21 protein-coding genes are annotated in these 19,679 nt (G+C 55.5%); 9 read left to right on the plus strand and 12 right to left on the minus strand.

The window, feature by feature from the left end:
• Positions 1-14: 14 nt before the first annotated feature.
• A complete protein-coding gene (locus tag FKW31_RS05135) occupies positions 15-542 on the plus strand; it encodes a hypothetical protein (protein ID WP_006116091.1) in 528 nt (175 codons plus the stop codon).
• 27 nt (positions 543-569) lie between these two features.
• Here the strand turns inward: FKW31_RS05135 and ccmI are convergent, their stop codons facing one another.
• From ccmI to FKW31_RS05165, 7 genes are read right to left on the minus strand one after another with little or no spacing between them, the layout of a single operon-like run.
• The gene (gene ccmI / locus FKW31_RS05140) at positions 570-1,301 is read right to left on the minus strand and encodes a c-type cytochrome biogenesis protein CcmI (protein ID WP_006116090.1); all 732 of its coding nucleotides are present in this window, start codon (positions 1,299-1,301) and stop codon (positions 570-572) included.
• A complete protein-coding gene (locus tag FKW31_RS05145; RefSeq protein ID WP_150177994.1) occupies positions 1,298-1,789 on the minus strand; it encodes a cytochrome c-type biogenesis protein in 492 nt (163 codons plus the stop codon). The genes ccmI and FKW31_RS05145 overlap by 4 nt, the downstream gene beginning before the upstream one ends.
• Positions 1,786-2,367: a DsbE family thiol:disulfide interchange protein gene (locus FKW31_RS05150; protein WP_063353840.1), complete on the minus strand. Its 582-nt coding sequence runs from the start codon at positions 2,365-2,367 to the stop codon at positions 1,786-1,788. The genes FKW31_RS05145 and FKW31_RS05150 overlap by 4 nt, the downstream gene beginning before the upstream one ends.
• The gene (locus FKW31_RS05155; RefSeq protein ID WP_150177995.1) at positions 2,364-4,349 is read right to left on the minus strand and encodes a heme lyase CcmF/NrfE family subunit; all 1,986 of its coding nucleotides are present in this window, start codon (positions 4,347-4,349) and stop codon (positions 2,364-2,366) included. The genes FKW31_RS05150 and FKW31_RS05155 overlap by 4 nt, the downstream gene beginning before the upstream one ends.
• A gap of 36 nt (positions 4,350-4,385) precedes the next feature.
• Positions 4,386-4,916: a cytochrome c maturation protein CcmE gene (gene ccmE / locus FKW31_RS05160; protein ID WP_006116086.1), complete on the minus strand. Its 531-nt coding sequence runs from the start codon at positions 4,914-4,916 to the stop codon at positions 4,386-4,388.
• Positions 4,913-5,074 (minus strand): hypothetical protein, encoded by a 162-nt coding sequence (locus tag FKW31_RS16000; RefSeq protein WP_162853386.1) that lies wholly within the window; start codon positions 5,072-5,074, stop codon positions 4,913-4,915. The genes ccmE and FKW31_RS16000 overlap by 4 nt, the downstream gene beginning before the upstream one ends.
• Complete coding sequence (locus FKW31_RS05165; RefSeq protein ID WP_006116085.1) at positions 5,071-5,844, minus strand: heme ABC transporter permease; 774 nt, start codon at positions 5,842-5,844, stop codon at positions 5,071-5,073. Before FKW31_RS05165 ends, FKW31_RS16000 begins: the two co-directional genes overlap by 4 nt.
• Before the next feature lie 171 nt (positions 5,845-6,015).
• Between FKW31_RS05165 and FKW31_RS05170 the strand changes: the two genes are divergently transcribed.
• Positions 6,016-6,309 carry a YciI family protein gene (locus tag FKW31_RS05170; protein ID WP_035351641.1) on the plus strand — a complete coding sequence of 98 codons (294 nt, stop codon included), beginning with the start codon at positions 6,016-6,018 and terminating at the stop codon, positions 6,307-6,309.
• 2 nt (positions 6,310-6,311) lie between these two features.
• Positions 6,312-6,731, plus strand: coding sequence for an EVE domain-containing protein (locus FKW31_RS05175; protein WP_063353842.1), 420 nt, complete (start codon positions 6,312-6,314; stop codon positions 6,729-6,731).
• Positions 6,732-6,839: 108 nt separating this feature from the next.
• Here FKW31_RS05175 and FKW31_RS05180 read toward each other — a convergent pair whose 3' ends face one another.
• Together FKW31_RS05180 and FKW31_RS05185 are read right to left on the minus strand one after the other, a co-directional pair.
• Entirely contained in the window at positions 6,840-7,175 is a 336-nt protein-coding gene (locus tag FKW31_RS05180) for a TIGR01244 family sulfur transferase (protein ID WP_150177996.1), read from the minus strand.
• 110 nt (positions 7,176-7,285) lie between these two features.
• Entirely contained in the window at positions 7,286-7,963 is a 678-nt protein-coding gene (locus FKW31_RS05185; protein WP_150177997.1) for a hypothetical protein, read from the minus strand.
• A gap of 226 nt (positions 7,964-8,189) precedes the next feature.
• On the opposite strand from FKW31_RS05185, the gene FKW31_RS05190 reads away from it, so the two are divergent.
• Positions 8,190-9,047 carry an EcsC family protein gene (locus tag FKW31_RS05190; RefSeq protein WP_089178826.1) on the plus strand — a complete coding sequence of 286 codons (858 nt, stop codon included), beginning with the start codon at positions 8,190-8,192 and terminating at the stop codon, positions 9,045-9,047.
• 69 nt (positions 9,048-9,116) lie between these two features.
• On the opposite strand, the gene FKW31_RS16005 is transcribed toward FKW31_RS05190, so the two are convergent.
• Positions 9,117-9,293 (minus strand): hypothetical protein, encoded by a 177-nt coding sequence (locus tag FKW31_RS16005; protein ID WP_166443378.1) that lies wholly within the window; start codon positions 9,291-9,293, stop codon positions 9,117-9,119.
• A 15-nt stretch (positions 9,294-9,308) separates the two neighbouring features.
• Positions 9,309-10,283 carry a D-glycerate dehydrogenase gene (locus tag FKW31_RS05195; protein WP_150177998.1) on the minus strand — a complete coding sequence of 325 codons (975 nt, stop codon included), beginning with the start codon at positions 10,281-10,283 and terminating at the stop codon, positions 9,309-9,311.
• A gap of 177 nt (positions 10,284-10,460) precedes the next feature.
• Between FKW31_RS05195 and aat the strand changes: the two genes are divergently transcribed.
• The 4 genes from aat (at position 10,461) to FKW31_RS05215 (ending at position 13,239) form a co-directional block, all read left to right on the plus strand.
• Positions 10,461-11,102: a leucyl/phenylalanyl-tRNA--protein transferase gene (gene aat, locus FKW31_RS05200; protein ID WP_089179901.1), complete on the plus strand. Its 642-nt coding sequence runs from the start codon at positions 10,461-10,463 to the stop codon at positions 11,100-11,102.
• Positions 11,103-11,194: 92 nt separating this feature from the next.
• Positions 11,195-12,010, plus strand: a complete 816-nt coding sequence (locus tag FKW31_RS05205) for a DUF4412 domain-containing protein (protein ID WP_006116074.1) — start codon at positions 11,195-11,197, stop codon at positions 12,008-12,010.
• A 1-nt stretch (position 12,011) separates the two neighbouring features.
• Positions 12,012-12,641 carry a hypothetical protein gene (locus tag FKW31_RS05210; protein ID WP_150177999.1) on the plus strand — a complete coding sequence of 210 codons (630 nt, stop codon included), beginning with the start codon at positions 12,012-12,014 and terminating at the stop codon, positions 12,639-12,641.
• A 46-nt stretch (positions 12,642-12,687) separates the two neighbouring features.
• On the plus strand, positions 12,688-13,239 hold the full coding sequence (locus FKW31_RS05215; RefSeq protein ID WP_150178000.1) for a hypothetical protein: 552 nt from the start codon (positions 12,688-12,690) through the stop codon (positions 13,237-13,239).
• A 30-nt stretch (positions 13,240-13,269) separates the two neighbouring features.
• Here the strand turns inward: FKW31_RS05215 and FKW31_RS05220 are convergent, their stop codons facing one another.
• Complete coding sequence (locus tag FKW31_RS05220) at positions 13,270-16,455, minus strand: AsmA-like C-terminal region-containing protein (protein ID WP_193562049.1); 3,186 nt, start codon at positions 16,453-16,455, stop codon at positions 13,270-13,272.
• A gap of 116 nt (positions 16,456-16,571) precedes the next feature.
• On the opposite strand from FKW31_RS05220, the gene FKW31_RS05225 reads away from it, so the two are divergent.
• Complete coding sequence (locus tag FKW31_RS05225) at positions 16,572-19,649, plus strand: bifunctional [glutamine synthetase] adenylyltransferase/[glutamine synthetase]-adenylyl-L-tyrosine phosphorylase (RefSeq protein ID WP_193562046.1); 3,078 nt, start codon at positions 16,572-16,574, stop codon at positions 19,647-19,649.
• The last annotated feature ends 30 nt before the right edge of the window (positions 19,650-19,679 follow it).

The raw sequence follows: 19,679 nt of genomic DNA on the forward strand, positions 1-19,679 counted from the left end.
GGTAGAATTACGCCATGGATTTGGGCGAACGTATTAAACGCATGGATAGCTGGCTGCTGGATGAAGTCTGCCAGCCCTTGGCAGATAAATTGCCAGAACGTCTAACCGCTTTTGAAGTGGGGATGAGCTGCCAGCTCGGCTCTTTGTTGCTGTCTGCTGTTTCCATTATTGCCGTGTTTGTTGTAACCGGCATGAACGATTTTGGAAACATGATCTTTAACGTGCTGGTATGGGCATTGTGCGTTACATTTTTTATAGGGTTGAGCCGCCTGCGCGTATTGGTGCAGCCGGGCAAGGCCAATCCTTTGCGTTACATGCTGATTAGCGTGCGCATTATCTCTATTCCATTTACATTTTACGTGATTTATCAAGCCATTACATCGCCGGTAACGTTCAGTTCAGCCATGTGGTTTAATGCGTTTTCTAATATTGTTTTTGTAGTTGGGCTGTATTTTATTTCCTGCCAGCCCCGTCCGCCCCAGCGGCGGGCGAAGGAAGAAATCTGGGGCCGTGTTATAGCCCCAGAAGGTAGCGGTCTTTAACGCTTAAAATGATATGAGGAACGCCGATCAGGGATTATCCTGATCGTGCTCTCCTTGCGCAATGCGTGCCTGCACCGCACTGCGCCATGTGGCATCCTGTGGGGCCGCATCCAGCGCCTTGCGGAAAAGTGCGAGTGCTTGCGGTGTAACCTGATGGTTAGTGCGCGTGATGGCTTCTGCCGTGCGGGCGGCCAGTTCCGCATCAAAACCCATATCCAGAGCATGGTTCCACGCATCTGCGGCTTCTGCATAATGCTCGCGGGAGGCTTCAACCTGCCCAAGAAGCAGATAGCCTTGGCGTAGCGCAGGGTCACCCGGTGGTAGGGTAGCCAATGTCTGCTTCAGGCGGGCAACCAGCATATCATTTTTTGTGTCCTGCATATGCTCGGCCGCAAGGCGTGGGCCAAGTGGCTGGGCAGGCAGGGAAGGCACGCCATTTGTTAGATACAGGCCCACCGCCAGCACAGGTGCAAGGCCAAGGCCAATCCAACCTGCTGTGGCGGCACGAGAGTTATCGGCGGAGGATGGTGCTTTATCTGCCGCCAGAATGCGACGCTGAATTTCCAGCCGTGCAATTTCGTGCTCAGTTGGGGCAATCAGCCCTATTGTCAGGTCACGGTCTACTTCCGCCAATTGGGCTTCGTGTAGGGCAAGAGCGGCGCTGCGTTCATCCCGCACGGTGCGGGTGCGTTTCCATAATGTGGCGCAGGCGGGGGCCAGAGCCAGCAGGCTGAGCAGGGCAATGGAAAGCCAGATCATGGGGCGTTATCCTTATCCTTTGTCAGCTGGGCCAGCCGGGATTTTTCTTCTTCTGTGAGTGGTGGTGGAGAGGGCGGAGCAGCCGCGCGGCGGCGATAAAAGATAAGGGCCGATACAAGCCCCAGCAGCAGCGCCAGAACTGGCATGCACCACAACAGCAAGGTGCTGAATGAAAACGCAGGTTTCAGGCGGATAAAGTTGCCATAGCGGTTTACCATCCAGTCCATAATCTGCTGGTTGTTTTCACCCTTGGCAACGTGTTCACGCACCACACGGCGCAGGTCTCGCGCCAAGCCAGCACTACTGTCCTCGATAGATTCGTTTTGGCAAACAAGGCAGCGCAGTTGGGAGCCAATGGCTTCAGCCCGCGCTTCATCCTGGGGGTTGGGCAGCATTTCCATGGGGTCATCCACCGCCAGCACCAGAGCAGGTGCCGCAATAAGGGAGAACCCAACGCAGGAGGCAGCCAGAAAACGGCGCATGTTCATGGCGTTTTCAACTTTTCAACCAAAGGCAGAAGTGTCTGACTCAGAATGTCATCCGTAAGGGGGGCTGCCGTGTGCCAGCGGATAACACCACCGGGGCCGATTAGGAATGTTTCTGGCACGCCAGAAATACCCCATTCGATACCCACCCGGCCTTCATGGTCACTCCCAAGGCGGGAGAACGGGTTGCCGGAATGCTTAAGAAAGTTTTCCGCATTTTCTGGCCTGTCCTTGTAGGCAATGCCCCACATGGTCAGCTTGTCTTTGAGTGTCATCAGGGTTGGCATTTCCGCAAGGCAGGGAATGCACCACGATGCAAAAAAGTTCACCAGCACAGGTTGTGTCAGGTTGCGTAAGTCCTGCGTGTTAAAGCCCTGCATGGGGGGCTGATCTGGCAGCGTGAAATCTGGCACGGGCCGGTTAAGCACTGGCGCGTTGATATCATGCGGGTTGAAGGAGCCATGCTCCATACCGGAAAGCATTTTCCAAAACGCAACGCCAACTACGCCAGCCCCTGCCAATGGCAAAGCCATAAGCAGCCGACGGCGGGAAGCATTGGGGGGTGTTTCTGAATTGCTCATGATGCTGCACTCATTTCGGCAGAAGATTTGGCACGCTGCGGCGCACCCACACGCACACGCCGGTCAGACAGGGAAAGCGCGCCACCAAAAGCCATAACCAGCGCACCCAGCCACATCCACGGAGCTAACGGATTATAGTGTAAGCGCAGTACGTAGGTTGGGTTGCTATCCGGCCCATGTTTGTCACCCAGTACACCGTACAGATCTGCCAGCAGGTTGGTATGGATGGCAACATCGGTTGTGGTCTGGTTTTGCGTATTAAAACTGCGTTTGGAAGGGTGCATAACGGTTATAAGGTGCCCGTTGCGCCGCACTTCTAACGTGCCCACCATGGCGGTGTAGTTTGGCCCAGGTTCCTGCTTTACGTTTGTAAGTGTCCAGTCATACCCAGCCAGATGTTCTGTTGTGCCAATAGGCACTTCCACAATTTTATGCTGGGCCTGAGACATGGCGGAAAGCCCAAGCACCGTAATGCCCACGCCAATATGTGCAATGGCGGTGCCAATAATGGCGCGGGGCAACATACGTGCACGCTGAATGCTTGTGGCAAGCGGCGCACGGAACAAGCGCACGCGTTCTACTACATCCGTAATGGTGGATGTAATAATCCAGATAGAAGCTGCGGCGCACAGAATTGGCAGAACGCCAGAAAGGCGGAAGGCTGCAACGGCGCAAGCAATGGCGGTGATAACAGCGGCAACCCATAGCTTTTGCAAAATGGGCCAAAGCTGCGCACGCTTCCACGGCAGCATGGGGCCAAACCCCATGAAGATGAAAAGCGGCAGAGCCAGCGGAATGGTGGTGGCATCAAAAAACGGTTTGCCCACAGAAATGGTGCGGTCAAACAGCAGGGACATAAACGGCGGATACATTGTGCCCGTTAGCACTACGGCGCAGAGCGAACACAGCAAAATGTTGTTCAGCACCAAAGCCCCTTCGCGCGAGACCGGGGCAAACAGCCCGCCGGAGGTAAGCGAAGGCGCGCGATAAGCAAATAGCGCCAGAGAGCCACCAATCACCACAGCCAGCAGGCCCAGAATAAACACCCCGCGTGCAGGGTCATTCGCAAAGGCATGCACAGAGTTCAGGATGCCCGAACGCACAAGGAATGTGCCGGAAAGCGAGAACGAGAACGTGCCAATAGCCAGCAGCACTGTCCAGATTTTAAGGGCTTCGCGCTTTTCCACCACAATGGCGGAATGAATAAGGGCGGTGCCTGTTAGCCACGGAATGAGCGAGGCATTTTCCACCGGATCCCAAAACCAGTAACCACCCCAACCCAGCACGTAATAAGACCACCAAGACCCCATTGCGATTCCGCAGGTTAGGAAGCACCATGCGGCCACAGCCCACGGGCGCACCCAACGGCCCCATGCGGCATCTACCCGGCCTTCCAGCAAAGCGGCAATGGCAAAAGCAAATGGCACGGCAAAGCCGACATAACCCGTGTAGAGAATAGGTGGGTGGAAAGCCAGACCGGGGTCTTGCAGCAGGGGGTTCATGCCCTGCCCATCCATAGGCGCAGGCCAGATACGGGCAAATGGATCAGACGTGGTAAGGCAGAACAGCTCAAACCCGGTGGCCACCAGCCCCAGCACGCCAATAACGCGGGCGCGCAGGGCAGAAGGCAGGTTGCGCCCAAAAGCCGCAACAGCCGCGCCGCATAAGCCCAGAATAAGCGCCCATAAAAGAATGGAGCCTTCGTGGTTCCCCCACACGCCGGTAATTTTATACAGCAGCGGTTTGGAAACCGCGCTGTTGGCCGCAATGTTCTGGACAGAAAAATCATCCGTAACAGCGGCGTAAACCAGGCAGAGAAAAGAGGTTAGCAGTGCAATAAGCTGGCCAATGGCAAGGCCGGGGGCCAATGCCATCAGCCGCACATCGCGGCGGCGTGCACCCATAAGGGGGAGAATACCTTGTATGGCAGCAAGCACGCAGGCCAGCGCAAGGGCGTAGTGTCCGAGTTCGGGGCTCAGCATGTCAGGGGGTAGGCTCCCGCTTTTTCAGGTCTGTATTTAGTTGGTGGCAGGCTGGGTGGCGGTGTTTTTGCGGGCATCCTGCACCGTCATTTTGTTCCAGCTATCCGCACTGGGGGGCGGGCCAAAACGTGGGTCCCACTTCCCGGCCTTTTTCAGGGCCTCGGCCACTTCCTTGGGCATGTAGGTTTCATCATGCTTGGCTAGCACTTCGGTAGCGGTAAAATCGTGCGAAGGCTGCACGGTGCCAATGGCGACAACGCTCTGCCCTTCACGGAACAGGTCTGGCAAAATGCCCTCGTAATGCACGGTAACAGCGGCCTGACCATCTGTGACGTTAAACGTGGCCACAGGTGTTTCACCCTTGCGTTCACGGTGCACAGAGCCAGCAACCACCATACCGCCCAGCTTAACGGTTCTATCCGCAGGTGGGGGAGAAGCCATAACCTGTGAAGGTGTGACAAAAAACACGATATCGGAAGAAAAAGCCCGCAGGATCAAAGCTGCGGCGGTGCCAAGGCACGCCACGCAGGCAATGACAAGCCAAAGGCGACGGGTTTTGCGGGTCATGATTGTGGGGCGGCTCCTGCCTTGCGGGGGGCTTTTTGTTCAAGGGTGGCCAGCCGGATGCGGTCGCGCTTCAGGCGCAGGGCAGCACCAATAGAAAACACAAGCGCCATAATGGCAAACAGGCCGTAGCTGGCGGCAATATAAGGCAGATGGGTCATGCAGCGTTGCCTCTGCGGCGGGGGGAGGACAGCAGGGCGCGAATGCGGCTTTCCATTACGGCGGCGCGGGTGCGGGCCACAACAATGGCGGCAAACCCAAGCCCCATACCCAAGGCAGACAAAGCCAAAGGCCACAGCATGGAGGAAGACATGGTGGGCGCACCCGTAAGGGTAATGCTGTCTGGCTGATGCAGGGTATTCCACCACTGCACACTAAACTTGATAATGGGCAAATCTACCGCACCAGCAAGGGCCAAAATAGCGGCAGCTTTGTACCCTCGCTGCGGATCATCAAACGCCCGAATAAGGGCAATATGGCCCAGATACAGGAAAAACAGCACTAAAACGGAGGTCAGCCGTGCATCCCACACCCACCACGTCCCCCACATGGGTTTGCCCCAAAGGGAACCCGTAGCAAGGCAAAGCGCGGTGATAGATGCCCCAACAGGCCCAATTTCCACCGCTGCCAAATCAGCCAGCGGGTGCCGCCATACAAGTGAGAGCAGGCCGCATATGGCCAGCCCAGCATACCCGGCAGAAGCCAGCATGGCGGCAGGCACATGCACATACATAATGCGCACGGAATCGCCCTGCTGCCAGTCTGCGGGGGAGAAAAACAACCCCCAGCCCAACCCCGTAAGGGTAAGAATAATGGCAGGCCATGTTAGCCACGGCTGTAGGCGTGCCCCCAGCTTAAGAAACTGGCCGGGATTGGCATACCGATGGAAAAAATTGCCGGTACGCGCGACAAAGGTCGGAGAGGCGCTCAAAAGTCAGTCCGTTCCATCTGTATCTGGTTCAATCCTGTGGTCTTCCTCTTTCACCGCCATTGTGGAAGTGGGAAAAGGACTACCTGTGTCCCCTTTTACAACATTCCGTGCCTCTTGACACGATGCAGTTGTTCATGGGCGTCTTGCCCGCACAACACAACGGAGGAAATTATGCTGTTTGCCATTACCTGTACGGATCGTCCCGGCGCGCTGGAATTGCGCAAGGCCACACGTGCGCAGCATCTGGCATTTTTGGAAGCCCATAAAGACGGTATCCTTTTTGCAGGCCCGCAACTGGATGCCAATAGCGCCCCCTGTGGCAGCCTTGTTCTGCTGGAAGCCCCAGATCGCGCCACGGCGGAAGGTTTTGCTGCGGCAGACCCATACGCAAAGGTTAATCTGTTTGAAAGCGTGATTATTCGCCCGTTGCGGACTGTGTTCCGTGATGGCCAGATGGCAGAATAATCATGGCCTACTGGCTGGTGAAAAGTGAGCCGGATGCTTTTAGCTGGGATGAGCAGGTGGCTAATGGCGTAGAGCCATGGACAGGTGTGCGCAACCACCAGGCTAAAAAGAACCTTGCGGCCATGAAGGCGGGAGACCGCGCTTTTTTCTACCATTCCAACGTGCAACGCGCCATTGTTGGCGTGGTGGAAGTGGTGCGTGAAGGTTATCCAGACCCAACGGCAGAAACAGATAAATGGGTATGTGTGGATGTGAAAGCCATAGCCCCCATGCCTACCCCTGTAACACTGGCGCAGATTAAGGCCGAACCTACGCTGGAAGATTTGGCTTTGGTGCGGCAGTCTCGCTTATCTGTCTGCCCTGTATCGGCAGCACACTGGCAGATTTTGTGTGAGATGGGTGGGTGGCAAGAGCCTGCCTGAAACACAGCCCGTGTTCACGATATTTTGTAGTGCTGGGCAAATTACACACAAACAAAAAAGGCCGCTCCATAAAGGGCGGCCTTTTTTGCAAGCAATGCAGAGTAAAAATTAGCTCTGTGTTGCCAGTGTCCATGCCTGAGCGGAACGGTTGCCAGAACGGCAATAGGCAAAAATTGGGCCAGGTAGGGTGTTGATGGCTTCCTGCGTTTCAATCACGGCATCGGAAGAAGGTGTGAGCGGTGCAGAAATGGGAATGGCAATAAAGGCAAGGCCCGCTTTGCGTGCAGCTTCACCAATGGTTTCAGCAGATGGCTGGCCAGCTTCTTCACCGTCTGGGCGGTTACAAATAATGGTTTTGAACCCTGCACCATGAATAAGCGGAATATCATCCACTGTAATCTGGGGGGAAACGGCAAAATCGGGGGAAACAGAATGATACTGCATGGGAATAGGTATCCTGAAAGCTAAAAAGAACTGCCGTACAATGCGGCTTTTGGGGCTGAATGCAAGATCAAAGCAGCCAGACCCAAAAGCGGGTATGCCCGGATATTTGTTTAGCGGTGAATGAAGTACATGTCTGAGTACAGGTTTTTTAATGCAGCATGGTCTGCCAGGCAGTGGCGCACCAACACAGCACGCAGGCTGATAGCAGCCTGCTGTACGGCTGGATCTGTGCTGTTTGGGTGCAGGTCTGGGTAATGCCGCATGCAGGCTTTTAGGGTTGGATTGTTCATATCCACGCCAGAGCGGATCTTTTCTTTCAGCTCATTATAGTAGTCGGAAACCTCTTTATCAGAATCCCACAATGGCACGGAGGTATCCACCTTGCCGTTGTGCATAAAGTAAGCCACCGTAAAAAAGCCTGTTTCAGGCGCAGCCGTGCCAGATTGAACTGTCATGCGGCAAGAGCGTTGTGAATAAGGCGGAAAGCTTACATCCGGCATGGCGGAAGAAGCCTGTACCTGTATGGCGGGTGCAGGCGTATTGGGGTTGGGAGAGGCATCTTCTACATCTGCACCACCGGCTTCATGTGCCTTTTCCCATGCTTTCGCCACCAGAATGTGGAAACGGTCAGACTGGCACAGATCTGGTGCAGTGCGCGCTTCAGCCAGCCGGGTTTCATATGTCTGCTGCTGCTGGGTGGCGCAGGCAGCGGTTGTAACAAGGGCTGCCAGCGGCGCCAGCCGCAGAAAGCGCCGCACGGAACGCTGGGTGGGTGAAGGATCGGTCATGTCAGGATACTCCGCAATAAGGTGTGCGCCTGGGTGGAGAACGGTATTTCTGCTTTGGAGTGTGTAAGGGCTTTATGCAAGCCTTACAACGGCGCGGGCCGCGTATGCAGGGTGGATAAGGTGCTGGGTGCTGTTTTTCGTGCTCTGTGCCTGTTATGATTACAACGGAATAGAGAAAAATAAGGCGCCAGAGTGCGTCGCTGCTTCGTTCGCAAACGGGCGTGGCATGCAGCAGGCAGGAGAGGCACGGATGAGCACACAAAAAACAGCAGGGAATGCCCTGGCCCCCATGCTTTTGGATGGGCACGAACTGGCAGAACTGGAACAGGCTCTGGCTGATGTGGAATCTGGCCGGGGCGTTCTGGTGCGTTTGGCAGACCTTATGGGCGGCGCCGTGGGGCATGCTGCACGTTTGGGGCTGCGTGGTTTGGGCATGGCCCCCAATATGGAAGAAAAAATGCGCGGGCTGGCAGAAACTGCCATTGCACGTGCGTTTGATGTTGCCATTGTGGGCATGAAAGGCCGCGCAGATAGCCAGATGGCAGAAGCCCGTTGGCGTGGCCCGGCACTGCAAGCCGCTGTAGCTGTTTCTGGTGCAGTTGGTGGGTTTAGCGGCTTGGCCGGTTTGGGCCCGGATATTGGTTTTACAACGCTTACAATCATGCGCGAAATTGCACGCGTTGCGCGGGAAGAAGGGGAAGACCTGTCTGATCCTGATGCCCGCCGTGCATGTTTGGAAGTGTTTGCCCTTAAAGCCTTCCCGAACAGCAGAGCGGGCGAAGAAAGCGAACTGGGCTATTTTTCGGCCCGTGCCGTGTTGCGTGGCCGCCCGGTTGTGATGTTGATTGCTGAAGTGGCCTCGCATTACGGCTTGGCGCTGGGGCAGAAAATTTCTCTCCAACTTATGCCTGTAGCAGGCGCGCTGTGTGGGGCTTCTTTGAATACGGCGTTCTTCAACCATTACCGTGCGCTTGCCCGTGCACATTTCACCATTCGGCGCTTGGAGCGTGAACACGGGCCGGTTGTGCGTGATACCGCTATGTCTATGCGTGCAGATCTGGCCGAACGTGGGGCGGAAGCCTAAACTGCTTTTTGTCAAAGTAAGAGAGACGCAAAAAAGGCCAGCACCTTTATGGGCTGGCCTTTTTGCTGCTTAGGCGGTTTTTTTCGCGATCTTGCGGGGAGGTTCACCCTCCAGAAACGTAGTGAGAATGGCAAATCCAAGCAGCGTGATGCCAATAACCTTGGCCGCCAAATGGTAATGCGGCGCCCACATACTCACGGCAAAGCACACTACAATACCAATCAGGCAAGACAGGCGCATGTTCATGGCAAAGGTTGCTCCTTACATCGTAACGGGAGAGGGCATGGGCAAGCCTTTTGCCAAAGCCTCAACATTATCTAGCGCCAACATGCACATGGCGGTGCGCGTTTCTATGGTGGCGCTGCCTGCGTGCGGTGTCATGAAGATATTGGGCAAGGCTGTCAGCCTTGGGTTGGGGTTGGGTTCCTGCCGGTAAACGTCCAGCCCAGCTCCAAACAGATGGCCAGATTCCAGAGCCTCTATCAGCGCATCTTCATCCACCAAAGACCCGCGCGCCGCATTTACAAACACGCTCCCTTTGGGCAGCAGAGAAAATGTCTGACTGTTCATGAGGGGGGGCGCAGAAGGTGAACCCGGCATGTGCAATGTTAGCACATCGCAATGGGGCAACATGTCTTCCAGCTTTTCAAAATAGGTGGCACCGGCTTCTTCCGCGGCGGAAAGGCGGCTGCGGTTGTGGTACAGAATGGTCATGTCAAAGCCACGCGCGCGCTTTGCCACAGCCTGCCCAATACGGCCCATACCCACAATGCCCAGCCGTTTGCCGGTAACGCGGTGGCCCAACATGCCGCCCATACCCATGCCGCGGTGCCAGCCTTTTTTCATGAGCGTATAATATTCGGCAGCGCGGCGGCAGGCGGCCAGAATCAGCATCATGCTTAAATCAGCATTACAATCTGTCAGCACATTTGGGGTGTTGGAAACCGCAATACCACGCGCATGTAGGGCGGGAAGATCCAGATGGTCTAGCCCAACGCTTACAGTAGAAACCAGTTTTACGCATTCTGGCAGAGCTTCTACATCCTTGCCTTTAAGAGGTGCGTTATTGGTAACCACAACAGCAAAAGGCTGAAATGCCTTAGCTAATTCCAGAAGGGCCTGTGTGTTCAGGCTTTTTTCTGGCGGAGGCGGGGCTGTAAATTGTGTTTTAATACGATCTTCCGCAGCATCTAACAGGCGGATGGAGCGGATAAGGCGAGGTGCTTCTGTGCTCACAGGCAACTCCGTAGGCTGGTGAGTCGGTGGCTGTCTGGCACAAGTTTGTGCCCAATGCGGGCTGGCATCAAGCAGGGTCAGACAACATATGGGCTATGACACTCCATAACGGAATGCAAAGCCAGAGGTTGCCTTGGCTTGCGGGATGATGGGTTGCAGGAAAGGAACATGCAGCAGATGGCACAGGAACTTACCCCACAGATCATGCTGGGTGCATATGCGGCGGGGCTGTTTCCTATGGCGTCCGATGCAACGGATACGACCCTGCGGTGGTATGACCCCGACCCCCGCGGTATTTTGCCACTTGATGGTTTTCATCTTCCGCGCCGCTTGCGCCGCACTGTGTTGTCTGGCCAGTTTGATGTGTGTGTGGACAGGGATTTTCCCGCTATTATGCGTGCATGTGCCGCCCCCGCGCCGGGGCGCGAAACCACATGGATAAATAGCGAGATCTACCGCTTGTTCTGTGCTCTGCATAACATGGGCTTCAGCCACAGTGTGGAGTGTTGGCAAAATGGTAATCTGGTTGGCGGTCTGTACGGCGTAGCCCTTGGTGGTGCTTTTTTTGGAGAAAGCATGTTCAGCCGCACAACAGATGCCTCCAAGGTGGCTTTGGTGCATTTGGTGGCACGGTTGCGCGTGTGTGGGTTTGTTGTGCTGGACACACAATTTGGCACCGAACATCTGGCCCGCTTTGGGGGAGAGGAAATACCAGCAGCCGAATATAAAGCCATGTTGGAAAAGGCCGTAAGCATGCAGCCGCGCTGGCAGCAGAATATTCCGGCTGATGTGCTGGAAGCAGAAATCCGAAACATGTAAGTAACTGCCATATTCCGGCCCGTGGCATGCCTTAGGCTTGCAGCATGTTGCTTGCGCCCAAGGTGGTAACCAAGTGCGGGCCTGTAATTTGAATGACTGGAATGGATGATATCATGAGCACACGCCTGTATGGTCGTATGCGTTTTTTTTGCCTGATGGGTGTTCTGGGGGCGGCTGTGCCTGTGCTGGGCACGGTGTTTTCTGGGCAGGCACAGGCACAGGTTGCGCTGGATCATCCACGCCTAACGCCCGCGCGTGATGCTATTATTGATTACAGCTTTCAGCCCCAGCCCACAGCGCAGGATTTGGAAAATGGTGTTAAGCCAGACACCCCCATAGCAACGCGCCATGTGCAGGTGATGTTCTCTGGCGATGGCGGGTTGATGCGCATTAATTACATGACCAGCATGGAAGGGGATGATAGCCGCGGGGCTGTAATTATCAACCGCGCTTCACAGGAAGTGTTGGTGCTTTTGAACGATCGGCATATCTACACCCGCCTTGTACAGCAGGAAGGCATCCGCAACCCGTTTCTGCTTGATCTGTCCATGCAGTTTACGCGCAAGGGCAGTGATGTTGTGGCCGGGCAACCCTGCACCGTCTGGGCTGCACAATCTGCCCAAGGGCAGGCTACGGCTTGCGTCACGGATGATGGCTTTATTCTTTCCCAAACCGGTATTGATGTGGATGGGCTAAATGGCCGTATCCGCGCCATGAAAGTGTCTTACGAACCCGTGCCCGATAGCGTCTTTCAGCCGCCTGCAGGCTTTCAGGAAGTTAACCCGCATAGTGGCAATAAAAACGGCGGAGGTTCAGCGGGTGGCGCTTCGGCACAACCTGCTGCGCCTTCTGGCGTAGGGCCAATGATATCTACCCCAGCTCCAAATAGCGCGGAAGGAACACCGTAAGATGGTTGCAAAACGCTTTCTTGCCGGTGTGGGGTTTGTGTTGTTGGGGGCTGCGGCTTCTGGTGGTGTCGCCCATGCCCAGATACAGCCGCAAACGCCAGAGCCAACACAAATAAGCCCCACAGATGCGCCGGTGGTAACGCCATCTGTTGATGCGGATGTGTTGTATGAGCTGAACTCCGCCCAAGGGGATGCCCCCACCCAGCAACGTATGCGCTGGCAGGTTAGCTCCTTGCGCCAGCGGCTAGACCCGCAGAATTCTGATGTGTTCATGATTACATCATGGACAGATCACACCCTTACAGTGGTGGATACCGCACGCAAGCGGGCCAGCGTGATGCCTGTGCCGGGCCCACAGCAGATTACTCCCCCAGGGCAGCCCGCAGCGGCTGGCACCTATGCACGATTGGGGAATTCCGTTGTGGCGGGTGAACAGTGCACATTGTGGCGCACAACGGATGCCGAGGGGCATCCAACAGATGCATGCTATACGCCAGACGGCCTGCTTTTGCAGGTTGCACAGAAAGGGCAGGTTACGGTGCGCGCAGTAAGTGTAAGCCGCGCCACCCAGCCAGATAGCGTGTTTGCCATTCCGTCCGGGCTGAAGCGGGAAGCCCCTGCACACCCATAAGGTTTGATGTTTCGGGCGGCAGAAAACGGAAAAAGAGAACGTCGCCATGAAAATTCGCCCCAGCTTTGTAATTTTCTATCTGTTTCTTGCTGGGGTAAGCCTGCCAGCTCTTGCGCAGGCGGATGATGGAAGTTCCGGCACGGTTTCCGTATGTTTGCGTGCGGATATTGCACAACCGCCCCAAGCCATGCAGGTGGTGGCATCTGGCACCGTGTTTGCTGCGCAAGCCAAAGCCGGTGGCCCTAAGGCTGGGGAAGAAAACGAAGCCTTGGTTACCACAGAAACTGTTACTCTTACCCATATGCAGCCGTGTATGGATGCAGATGCATCCTCCGTTATCTCGCACACACGGCATTGGCTGGTTTCCCCCGTAACCGCGCAATCTGGCGTGGTGTTTCATGCCATAGGGGAAGTCAGCGGCAACGGTCTGGATACTGCTTTTGATGATGAGGGCGCATCTTTTCGGGATATCGTGCGGGCAGGGGGCATTACAGCCACTGTGCGCAGCCCGCTAACAGATGCTGTATCTCTGATGGAAGGGGGGGCTGATCTCCCCCCTAATGCGGATGGAGAAGATCCAGCTATTGATGATAAATAATATGGCCCCTGCAAAGGGGTCGCAACCGGGTTAAAAAATCCGGCGCAAGGCCCCCGGCAGAAAGATGGAATAAGGATTTACACGCAGGGAAGGGTTGCTCATCTGCCCGGCCACACCAAAGGTTATGGCCACAAGCCCACCGTCTTTTTCCGGGCTAAATACCCAGCCAATGCCCGGCAGCTTTCCGGGCAGTTTGTTGATAGCAAAAATAGGCACCACGGTGCCGTGTAAATCTATGCTGTTCTTATCCAGATTAACGTCGCCTTCAAGTGTTGCGCCCAGTGCATTGTTGCCTGTTCTGCCATCACGAATATTCAGCACGCCATCTTTGAAGGTTACGGGTAGCACAAGATGTGTAACGGTAAATTCCGATGTATTATGTGCGGCCAACCAGCCATAAAATGAGATATTCCGTGCCATACGCAGGGCTGTTGGGGCTTTTTTGAGCACAAATGGCGTTACGGTTATGCGGCCGTTAAACGGGGCGGAAGCCTCCGTATCATCAAAAGATCCGCTTAAAACGGCATGGCCACCTTCTACATCTGGCACAATTTTAAAGTCAGACAGAAACGCGCCCATGTTTGGGATAGAAACGCGCAGGTCTCGCCCCGCACCTTTGGGGGTAAGTGTCATGCTTACGGGAGTTGGCCCGTGCATGGCAAAATACATTTTTTCCAGACGTTGGCCGTTATCCTCAAAATAGGCTTTTACAGCTTTCAAAGATGGTTTGTCTGGATTGTAGCGCAATGTGTTGGCTGTCAGATCAATAGCCCATGCTGTACCCGGAGGGCCGTGTAGCTTGCCTGTTGCTGCCTCTGGCACGTGGTAGCCAGTGCTGGCGGGCTGTGCGGGTTTGGGGTCTGATGGATCACCCGTTACCAAAGGGGAAAGATCCAGCATGTCTGCATAGACGCCAACATGAATAACCGAGCCTGCCACGCCTTTTTGTGGCAGTTCCAGCATGGCATGGCCGGTGGAATGGGCAACCCGGAAGGAAGAGATAATCAGTTGTGGCGCATGATTGGGGCGTAGGCGAGCCTTGCCACGTACATCCAAATCCGGCCCTGTAGCCAAAATACGATCTACCGCAACAATCTGGCCGTTTTTTAGCCCCAGCGTAGCGGTGGCCTGTGCAGCCCGCCCCGGTGCCTTATGCCAGAGCGGAATGCGGATTTGGGAGTTTTTGAGGTTGAGGTTGATATCCACCAACCCGTGGTGATCTCCATATTGGCGGTAATCCACCACGGCATCAGCAGAGCCACCAAAATGGTCTCCCGTTGCAAAACCGGCGGCTGTTGCGGTTTGTGGGGTAATGCGGGATGTCAGATGCGCCTGTTCCAAAAGCCCGGTCGGCGGTACATGCCGGAAATCTGTTGAATAGGAGATGTTGGAGGGCAGTCCACCCAACACGCCATGCCCGGCAAGAGAAAGGCCGTCTGCCGTGGCATCCAGCTTGATATCAGCGCGCCTTACACCGCGCCCGGCGACCACATTATCAAGCGATGCCTGCGTGATATCGGCATGGCCCTTAATCTCCATGTCATCAATGCTGACATCGTCTTTCAAAGGGAGGCTGAGCATAAGCTGAAGTTTGGCGCGCCCACGTGGGTTGCGAAGATCCAGCGGGTGGCGAGAAAGCAGGTGCAGGCGTGGTTCGGCCAAAAGAGCCATCACATCCTGCAATTTGCCATCCAGTTGCGTGTTGATAATACCGGTCTGGTCTTTTTTGGTCAGGCCCACAATATCCATGCTGCCCGGGCCAGCAGCAATGCGGCCAATACCATTTTGGCCTACGTTTTTTCCGGCACGGTCAACAAGCTGGTAGCCGTGGTCAAACTTGATGCTTAGCTTGTCCAGTCCGTCCACATCCATATGGGCATCCATGCCCCTTAGTGGGGAAATAGGCCGCAGCCAGTAGATGGTCAGCCCTTTGGCATCCAGCCCGCCAGCAATGTTGCTAACATCCACACCATTCCAGCCCGTCTTGCTGGATAAAGAAACAGTGGTGTGCAGGTTGTAGGCTACGCCATCTGTAATATTCTTGGTTACCCATTTTTTGCCGCCTTTGGCGGCCTTGTCTGGCCAATAATAAACCAGATCGGGAAAGTACACCTGCGGAATATCGGCAGTAACCTGCCCGGAAACCGTGGTGGGGTTTATCAGATCTGTGGCATCTACTTGCCCGGATACAGCCAGATGAAGCCCTCTGGCCTCATCTTCCGGGTGGTCTGGATTGCGCAGGTTGGCAGTGATGTTGTGCACAATAATATGTGCAGGCGTGCTGCCATCCTTAAGATGGTCAAGCCGCAGGGTAATATTGGCAGAGCCGCCACTTAAAAAATAGCGTGCTCCAGCGGCAGTAACCTTGCCGCTTTGTGCATCTGCATGCAGTTCCATCGCGCCAGGCATCAGCCATTCCGAACCCGGCGCGGGCAGAAAGCTGACATCGGATGTCACCGTAATGGGTGTTCTGATATGTTGCAGATCATGCGAGATATGGGAAAAGCTGGCTGGCTTAACGGCATTGGTTGCCAGATGCCATACAATACCTTTGCCATCTGTATCTGGCAGACTGTTGGCTTTTACCTCTATGTGGCAATCAGGGTTTTCTTCCCCCGTTACGGCAAATTGCACGGCACCCGTTATGCCCTTTTTGCCTTGAGCTGATGCCATATGCAGTGTGGCATCTAGCGGAGAAGCCACCCAATGCGTGCCGGTGAGCTGGTCATTCATACGCACAACAGCGTGGGAGATTACGGCACGATCCAGTCCGGCGGTATCCACACTTCCGCTATCACTTGCGCCAACGGTCGGAGGGGTATCAAAATCAAACCCCACAGCACCGTTTTTACCGCGCCGGAGGGCAAGGTTTACGCCTTCCAACTCTACAGCGCGCAGGGCAATGCCACCATGTAGCAGGGCCAGTGTATCCAGCGTAACATGGGCTTCGTGCACGGTATCAACTACTGTGCGATCCGGCCCTTTAACGGCAATGTCATGCAGCGCAAGCATGAGCGGAGATGTGAACCCATCGCGCAGGCCGTTCCATTCCAGATAGGCGCGCCTTAACCCCAGCGTAGCGACCGGAGGCTGTTTTTTGCCGCCGGAAATAACGGTAACAGGCAAAAAAGGGCGCACCAACGGCGTAACATTTATTGGCCCAAGCGCCATGCGTGCAAACAGCAAAACTGTGCCCATAACAGGCAGCCCCACCATGGCATAGGCACCATAGACCAGAAATTGCCGGGTTTTTGTGCGCCGTGGGCGCGTGGTGTCTTGACCGTTGGAAGTCAACGCAGCAAGCCTTTATTGTTCACAGCACGGGCCAGATCATGACGCAGGCAGACCATTCCCTTTTTCGAGACGTAAGGCAACCTAGAGGGCACGGTTCCCGCATGTGGCCAGATGCAGACTGGCCCGCCCCAGCAGATACACGTGCGGCTGATCTGTTTACGCAGGACATGCTGGTTCTGGCGCAGGAAGCAGGTGTTGCGCAATCTGTCATGATACAGCCGGGCGCGCGGGAACTGCTGGCGTGTCTTGGGGGCAACAGTCCGTATCTGGCAGATCTGGCGCGAGAAGACGTTCTGGCCTTTGCGGCCCTGCTGGAGCAGGGGCCGGATATGTGTGTGCAGGATGCGTTTGCAACATGCGCAAAATTTGACACAACATCGGGGCGAGAGTGTGTCGCGGCTTTTTTGCGTCATACAAAAAAACGCATAGCTTTTATTTGTGCTGTGGCGGATCTGGGTGGCTTCTGGTCTTTGGAGGAAGTAACACATGCCCTGAGCCGCCTGGCTGATACCGCGCTGGATCTGGCTGTCAGGCATTTATTGTGGTGTGCCTTTCAGGCGGGGCAACTGGCTTTGCCCAACCCGGAACACCCCGCACAGGGCTGCGGCTTTGTAATTCTGGCCATGGGCAAGTTAGGCGCGCGGGAGCTGAATTTTTCATCCGATATAGACCTGATGGTGCTGTATGATCCCACAGCGTACCCTCAGTCGGACACAGTGCGGCGTGTGTTCGTGCGTATGACTAGCGATCTTGTCAGCCTGATGGAAGCACGAGATGCCAACGGATACGTTTTTCGCACAGATTTAAGGCTGCGGCCCGATCCATCTTCCACCCCTCCGGCGGTAACGGTGCAGGCCGCCATCCTGTATTATGAAAGCCTCGGCCAAACGTGGGAACGTGCGGCCATGACAAAAGCGCGTCCTGTGGCGGGAGATCTCACACTGGGGCGGCGTTTTTTGGTGGCTATTCGCCCGTTTATCTGGCGCAGGCATCTGGATTTTGCACTGATTGATGATCTGCATGACATGAAGGCCCGGATAGACCGTTACCGTAAGGCGGGCCGGACAGATTTAAGTAACCTACCAGATGCCGTGCTGGCAGATCCTTCCGCCAGCATAGAGTGGTTGTTGGGGCATAACCTCAAGCTGGGGCAAGGCGGGATTCGTGAAATTGAATTTATCGCGCAGGCCATGCAGCTTGTCTGGGGTGGGCGTGAGCCTACCTTGCGAGATAAAACTACCTTTGGTGCGCTTAAAAAGCTTGTAGGCTCAGGCCGCCTGCCGCGAGAAGAAGCCGAGGTTCTGGCCCGCACCTATCGTTTTTTGCGTGATGCCGAACACCGTTTGCAAATGCGTGCAGACCACCAAACCCACAGCCTGCCAGACACGCGGGAAGGGTTCGAGGCCTTTGCCATTTTCATGAACTATCCGGATGCCGAGGTTCTGGCGCTGGATATGTTGCCCCGTATGCGTGAGGCACGGCGCATTTTCGAGCGACATTTTGTGCTGCATTCCGCCCAGCCCGAAGAAGTGGAAGGCAGTGTGCTGGTGCCGGGGCCGGAAGATGGGCAAACGGCGGAACTCTTGCAAAAGCACGGTTTCCCGCCCGAACAGGTGCAGGAAGCCACACAGGTTCTTACCCGTTGGCGCGGCAACAGCTTGCGGGCGCTGCGGTCTGAGCGCGCGCATGCGTTGTTGCGTGTGCTGTTGCCCACATTGCTGGCCAGCTTTGGTGTGCGCAGCAATCCGCTGGCCTGTTTACGTCGGTTTGATGCGTTGCTGGCGCGGCAACATGCTGGGGTGCAGCTTCTTTCCCTGTTTGAACGCAATCCGGCATTAGTAGACCGCATTGCCAATATCTTTGATGCCTCCGTTTTTCTGGCAGATTATCTGGCAGACAAACCTTCTGCGCTGGAAGGGCTTTTGGAATCCGCGCCAGAAGAAGGGCGTACGGTTGTCGCCCGCCTTCAACATCTAGCGGAAGAAATGGCAGATGTTGAAGAGCTGGTAACGGCTTTGCGCCCACTTTTGCGTGGGGAGGAGTTTCGTCTATCTGTTGCCCTGCTGGAAAGCCGCATCACGGAAAACGAGGCCGAAAAGCAGCGTACAGTGTTGGCGGATACCATTATCACCATTGTAAAACAGGCGGTGGAAATAGAACACACACGCCGGTACGGGCATGTTCCGGGTGGTGGCATGGCCATTGTAGCACTTGGCAAAGCCGGTTCGCGCGAGATGATGCCGCGGTCTGACCTTGATTTGCTGATGGTGTTTGATCACCCCGAAGATGTGCAGGCCAGTGAGGTGCCGCAGGCGGATACAAAAGCAGAGCGTCCGCTGTTTTCTGCCCCGCGTTCTGTGGGGGTGGCGCAATATTACACACGGCTGGCCCACGCCTTTATTGCGGCGCTGACAGCACCAGGCCCAGAAGGGCCCTTATATGCGGTAGATATGCGGTTGCGTCCTTCTGGTGCGGCGGGGCCGGTTGCTGTCTCGCGCCCTGCTTTTTTGCGTTACCATACGGAATCTGCATGGACATGGGAGTGCATGGCCCTGACTCGTGCCCGTATTGTGGCCGCTCCAGCAGAATTGAAGCATGTTTTAAGGCAGGATTTGGATACCATTCTGGATGGGCGTTTACGGGCCGAGCCAGCATCTCGCGCAACGCTGCTCAAAGATGCCAGCGCCATGCGCGCACGCTTGGCGCGCGATCTGCCTGCATCTTCTGTGTGGGATGTGAAGCGACGGCTGGGTGGGTTGATAGATGTGGAATTTATTGCCCAGATTTATCAGTTGATTGGTGCAAATAGTGCCGTGCGGGATGTGAGCACGCGTTTGGCGCTGGGGCGGCTGGAAAAGGCAGGGCTGCTAAGTGCCGAGGATACTCAGTTTTTAAAGCAGGCTGAACTGTTCTGGCGCCAGCTTCAGGCTGTGTTGCGGCTGCTGTGCGGGGCCACGCCGCCTGTTGATCTGGAGCGTGATCTGGCTCCGGCATCGTTAAACGTGCTGCTGAAAGCCATGAAGTTGGAAACGCTGCCAGATCTGATTGAAAAGGCGGATATTCTGGCGCGTGATGTGCATGCAGTTTTTGCCCGGCTGGTTGGCCCGGTGGAATAAGGTAGGCTTGGCGCCGGAACAGCTTGCAGA

It is taken from the genome of Acetobacter sp. DmW_136 (assembly GCF_008690365.1).
In the GTDB taxonomy this organism is placed as follows: domain Bacteria; phylum Pseudomonadota; class Alphaproteobacteria; order Acetobacterales; family Acetobacteraceae; genus Acetobacter; species Acetobacter oryzifermentans.

Bases quoted from the DNA above. Each gene is read 5' to 3' on its own strand.
- FKW31_RS05135 (WP_006116091.1), top strand. From the start codon at position 15: ATGGATTTGGGCGAACGTATTAAACGCATGGATAGCTGGCTGCTGGAT.
- ccmI (WP_006116090.1), bottom strand. From the start codon at position 1,301: ATGATCTGGCTTTCCATTGCCCTGCTCAGCCTGCTGGCTCTGGCCCCC.
- FKW31_RS05145 (WP_150177994.1), bottom strand. From the start codon at position 1,789: ATGAACATGCGCCGTTTTCTGGCTGCCTCCTGCGTTGGGTTCTCCCTT.
- FKW31_RS05150 (WP_063353840.1), bottom strand. From the start codon at position 2,367: ATGAGCAATTCAGAAACACCCCCCAATGCTTCCCGCCGTCGGCTGCTT.
- FKW31_RS05155 (WP_150177995.1), bottom strand. From the start codon at position 4,349: ATGCTGAGCCCCGAACTCGGACACTACGCCCTTGCGCTGGCCTGCGTG.
- ccmE (WP_006116086.1), bottom strand. From the start codon at position 4,916: ATGACCCGCAAAACCCGTCGCCTTTGGCTTGTCATTGCCTGCGTGGCG.
- FKW31_RS16000 (WP_162853386.1), bottom strand. From the start codon at position 5,074: ATGACCCATCTGCCTTATATTGCCGCCAGCTACGGCCTGTTTGCCATT.
- FKW31_RS05170 (WP_035351641.1), top strand. From the start codon at position 6,016: ATGCTGTTTGCCATTACCTGTACGGATCGTCCCGGCGCGCTGGAATTG.
- FKW31_RS05175 (WP_063353842.1), top strand. From the start codon at position 6,312: ATGGCCTACTGGCTGGTGAAAAGTGAGCCGGATGCTTTTAGCTGGGAT.
- FKW31_RS05180 (WP_150177996.1), bottom strand. From the start codon at position 7,175: ATGCAGTATCATTCTGTTTCCCCCGATTTTGCCGTTTCCCCCCAGATT.
- FKW31_RS05185 (WP_150177997.1), bottom strand. From the start codon at position 7,963: ATGACCGATCCTTCACCCACCCAGCGTTCCGTGCGGCGCTTTCTGCGG.
- FKW31_RS05190 (WP_089178826.1), top strand. From the start codon at position 8,190: ATGCAGCAGGCAGGAGAGGCACGGATGAGCACACAAAAAACAGCAGGG.
- FKW31_RS16005 (WP_166443378.1), bottom strand. From the start codon at position 9,293: ATGAACATGCGCCTGTCTTGCCTGATTGGTATTGTAGTGTGCTTTGCC.
- aat (WP_089179901.1), top strand. From the start codon at position 10,461: ATGGCACAGGAACTTACCCCACAGATCATGCTGGGTGCATATGCGGCG.
- FKW31_RS05205 (WP_006116074.1), top strand. From the start codon at position 11,195: ATGACTGGAATGGATGATATCATGAGCACACGCCTGTATGGTCGTATG.
- FKW31_RS05210 (WP_150177999.1), top strand. From the start codon at position 12,012: ATGGTTGCAAAACGCTTTCTTGCCGGTGTGGGGTTTGTGTTGTTGGGG.
- FKW31_RS05215 (WP_150178000.1), top strand. From the start codon at position 12,688: ATGAAAATTCGCCCCAGCTTTGTAATTTTCTATCTGTTTCTTGCTGGG.
- FKW31_RS05220 (WP_193562049.1), bottom strand. From the start codon at position 16,455: ATGGTGGGGCTGCCTGTTATGGGCACAGTTTTGCTGTTTGCACGCATG.
- FKW31_RS05225 (WP_193562046.1), top strand. From the start codon at position 16,572: ATGACGCAGGCAGACCATTCCCTTTTTCGAGACGTAAGGCAACCTAGA.